A 4056-nucleotide genomic window follows, 5' to 3' on the forward strand; every position below is an offset into this window, starting at 1 on the left:
CGCTACTATCCACATCTGGATTCACAAAATATTATTAGTGGGATAGGTTCAGGGTTTAGCCATAGCAAATCAAATGAGAGTAGGTAATGATAATACTTCTAGTCATGTCCTAATAAATTAGACAGTTGCTATATCTGGCTCGACTGCATCGTAAAACTTTTTGTTATTATAAATCAGAATAAATACTTAAACTTTATATTCCCCTAGTAATACATTATCTTAAGTATGGTTCAGTAACACTCAAGATGTCCTGCTCTCGCCTGGTTGCAGCGATCGCCTGATTCACATTTTGACTCAGCAAGGCTGTTTGAGGTCATAACCAATTTGTCAATAAGTAATAGTGCTTGAATTTTTGCCGAAAACAAGGATGGAAAACACAATTTCTGGGCTAGCGATGCCGAAGGCGGGCTACGCCTATGCCTCATTTTCAAAGGCATCACTCATTCTTACCTGACAAACGCCGTACAATATTTAATTTGATACCTAAATATCGCCCTAGCTTATCACGTAACTACTATTGACAAAACTAATTTTGTCCTAACCTGTCACGAATGGAGATAGCTTTAAACTTTGCTAAAAATATGACATGGAAAGATAAGCATCCTCTCATTAAATTAGTAACTCAAACTTACGAAAGCGGAGTTAAGCTTATTAAAAAAGCTATGTCTAAAATTGAGCGACAAATTGAGCGTCTCACCAATTCTACACATTAAAAATTTCCCAATCTAGGTAAATGCTTTATTGATATCTATAATGGAATAACCTAATTGGAGTCAATTTTTCTCAAAGATTGAAGTAGTCAAAGTAGTCAATACTAATTATTATGCACCTTTTTCCCTATCACGACCCGATGCCATTCGGTATAGTAACGTTGTCAAATTCGAGGTTTCAACAATGAGTCAAGATTTACCAGAACAAGAGAGGCTCAAAATACTTGTGGTGGATGACCATGAACTAATCCTGAATGGAACGCTTGATTTGCTGAAACGTCACTACCCACAAGCCAAAATCCTCACCGCCAAAACAACCCAGAATGCTATCGAGCAAGTCGAAGCATTTGGGCCCGACTTAGTTATTATGGATCTTTCCCTGCCAGAAACCTCCAAAGACACTGCCGAAATCAATCGAGGTATTAAAAGCTTGGAAACGTTAATGAAAAACTATCTTACCCTCAATCTGGTCGTGCAAAGCAGTTATGTCAAAGCACTGGTGCGGATTAAAGCGGACATCGATGCTCATGAAGGAGGATTCACTGTGGCGGACAAAGGACTTTCCAGCCAAGAGATGTTGAGCCGGATTGACTTGGCACTCAAAGGAGTCACACATACCAAAGACCTCAAAATGCCTCCAAAAGAAGTCAAGCCAGAGTGGATCGAGGTACTCAATCTAGCCTTTGAAGAAGGATTGGAAGATAAAGTCATTGCCGAACGGATGCGAGTAGCACCTAGAACGGTACGCCACTATTGGGCTAAAATTCAAGACGTTTTAGGTGTTTACCCTGAAGAGGGCAAAAGTCTTCGCATTCAAACGGAGAAACAAGCCAGAGAAGAGGGGTTTATTGATTGACCAAATTTGTTAAGGAAGAAACTTTTGCTACCAGGTATTTGGAACAAATTTAAACAAGGAATTGCCATCTGGTCTGTAGCAGCACGGCCAGTAACTGCTTTTTTGGGACTGGTTATCCTTCTTCGCCTGAATGGGTCACTGCAATTTATAGAATGTGTAACTCTCGACTCCTTTCTCCGCCTGCGCCCTTGGGAACCTATCGACGAACGAGTTGTTATTGTCGGAATTGATGAGGATGATATCCAACGTATAAGAAATTACCCTATACCCGATCGCGAGATTGCCAAACTGCTAAGAACGTTGCAGAAGTACCAACCCAAAGTGATTGGTCTTGATATTGTTAGAGATATACCCGTTGAACCTGGTCATGCCGAATTGGTTGCAGCCTTTAAAGACATCAAAAATCTGATTGCGGTTGAAAAAGCTTTACCCAAAGTCATTAAGCCACCCCCCGACTTACCCTCAGAACAAATCGGTTTTGCAGATGTCCTTTCCGATGATGACGGCAAAGTCAGGCGTGCAATACTTGAAACGAATAGACCTGAAGACGATAAAAAATATGCATTTTCCCTGCCTTTACGTCTGGCACAAAGGTATCTCAAGGCTGAAGGCATTGAACTGAGCAATGGCATTCGCGATCTCCATGCGATGCGGTTTGGTTCCACTGAACTCCCTCGCTTTTTCCCAAATTCTGGGGGCTACGTGCGAACTGATGATTTTGGAGTTCAGTTACTCCTCAATTATCGCAATACTCGAGAACGATTTCGCACCCTATCGCTTAAAGATATTAACGATATCGAAACCGGGAAGGGTAATCCCAATCTGCTGCGCGATGCCTTCGGTGGACGCATCGTTCTGATTGGGATAACAGCTCCTAGTATTAAAGACTTCATCAATACCTCTGCGATCGCTAATTTGCAACCGCCTGGGAAAATTTATGGAGTAGAATTTCATGCCCATGTTGTTAGCCAAATTGTCAGTGCTGTTCTCGACAGACGACCCGTTTTTCAAACCTGGTCACAGGGTTGGGAATATCTTTGGATTGTCGGTTGGGGCATTTTAGCCATTTATCTCGGTCGGCTGACTCAATCTCTATTGAAAAACCTTGTGTATGTTGCTGTTGCCAGCCTTGGTTTAGTTGGAATTGGTTATACCTTCATTGTTAACGGATGGTGGATTCCAGTAGCTCCAGCACTACTTGTTTTGGTTATCAATGGTGCAATCTTGAGTACTTTTTATCAATACGATCGATTTTTGAAGTCTCAGATTGAGATCCGCCAACACACTATTGAGCGGACATTTGTTGTAATCCATAATGGACCCTTACAAACACTAGCCAAGATTTTGAGGCACGTTCAAGACCAAGATTTAGAACAAAGTCAATTGCTCCTTGACCTGCAAAATCTAAACTACGAAATTCGAGAAGTTGGCGAATATCTGAAACTAGAAGCCTTAAACCGAAAGGAAAGTCTCCGTCTCGGCAGTGGTCTAATCTTAGACTTAAAGCTGCCAATTCGCAACCTTTTATATGAAATCTACAGCCATACACTCCAGCGAGACTTTCCCTGCTTTAAAACGCTCAAAGTTAAAGCCTATTCGTTCGCTCCGATTGATGAGAAATACTTAAGCATTGAGCAAAAGCAAGAACTCTGCCAATTTTTGGAAGAAGCATTATGCAATGTCGGCAAACATGCCAAAGGAGTGACCCGTCTCTGTGCTACTGGCAAACAAAATGAAGGCTGGTACACTTTAAGCATTAAAGATAATGGGACTGGCATTCACTCGGATTATGAAGGGCAAGGAACGAAGCAGTGTCTAAATATAGCAAAAAAATTAAGAGGAAAGTTTCAGCGAAAGTCTCTTAAAGATAAAGGAACTTTGTGTGAGTTAACTTGGCCTATTACGAGTAAAAGCTGGATTTTTGCCCGCATAGGGCGTAATATCAATTTAATATGAAACTCCATAAAAAAGAGCTTTTAGGATAATACTTTTTGGCCCCTGCTTGTTCATTTACATCTGCGGCAGTGGTGACGACAATGATTAGCAAACCTAATATGTGAATCAGATATACCTGTTATGGCACTCTTATTTGTATATATTAATTAAATTAATTAATGTTTGCTCAACTAATGTTTACTCAACCAAGATTATAATGATTCCAATCCGGTGGTTCCTAAACAAACGCATCAATATCAAACTAGTTATTAGTTGTACCCTAAGTTTAGGGCTGATTGTAACTTCGGCAGCTCTTGGAAGCTATGCACCCGGCAATCAGAAACCTGTCCCGAAAGACCGCAAATCGGATGCAGGAACGACTAGAGGATGTTCTGGAGGAGATATACCGCTAACCGTTATTGCCTCTGGCGATTATGTTGGACGGACAATATCTTCACATCCTACGTTCGCTTGGTTTGTCCCTGGTGACTCTGCTTCCAAGGAACCTATCCCACTAATAATATTTTGTGAATCCAGATGTGGATAGTAGCGAGG

3 protein-coding genes and 1 pseudogene are annotated in these 4056 nt (G+C 41.2%); all 4 read left to right on the plus strand.

Annotation, left to right across the window (positions count from 1 at the left end; genetic code table 11):
• Positions 1–542: 542 nt before the first annotated feature.
• Positions 543–713: pseudogene (locus tag ACFE90_RS36830) on the plus strand (ISAzo13 family transposase); the annotation flags it as partial.
• Positions 714–894: 181 nt separating this feature from the next.
• The gene (locus ACFE90_RS36835; RefSeq protein WP_375507183.1) at positions 895–1566 is read left to right on the plus strand and encodes a response regulator; all 672 of its coding nucleotides are present in this window, start codon (positions 895–897) and stop codon (positions 1564–1566) included.
• Positions 1567–1590: 24 nt separating this feature from the next.
• Positions 1591–3522 (plus strand): CHASE2 domain-containing protein, encoded by a 1932-nt coding sequence (locus tag ACFE90_RS36840; RefSeq protein ID WP_375507184.1) that lies wholly within the window; start codon positions 1591–1593, stop codon positions 3520–3522.
• Between the two features lie 196 nt (positions 3523–3718).
• Entirely contained in the window at positions 3719–4048 is a 330-nt protein-coding gene (locus ACFE90_RS36845; RefSeq protein ID WP_375507185.1) for a DUF928 domain-containing protein, read from the plus strand.
• Positions 4049–4056: the final 8 nt, after the last annotated feature.

The sequence above is a fragment of the uncultured Nostoc sp. genome (assembly GCF_964245445.1).
In the GTDB taxonomy this organism is placed as follows: domain Bacteria; phylum Cyanobacteriota; class Cyanobacteriia; order Cyanobacteriales; family Nostocaceae; genus Nostoc.

Excerpts from the sequence above, each read along its gene's own strand:
- ACFE90_RS36835 (WP_375507183.1), top strand. The coding sequence starts at position 895 with ATGAGTCAAGATTTACCAGAACAAGAGAGGCTCAAAATACTTGTGGTG.
- ACFE90_RS36845 (WP_375507185.1), top strand. The coding sequence starts at position 3,719 with ATGATTCCAATCCGGTGGTTCCTAAACAAACGCATCAATATCAAACTA.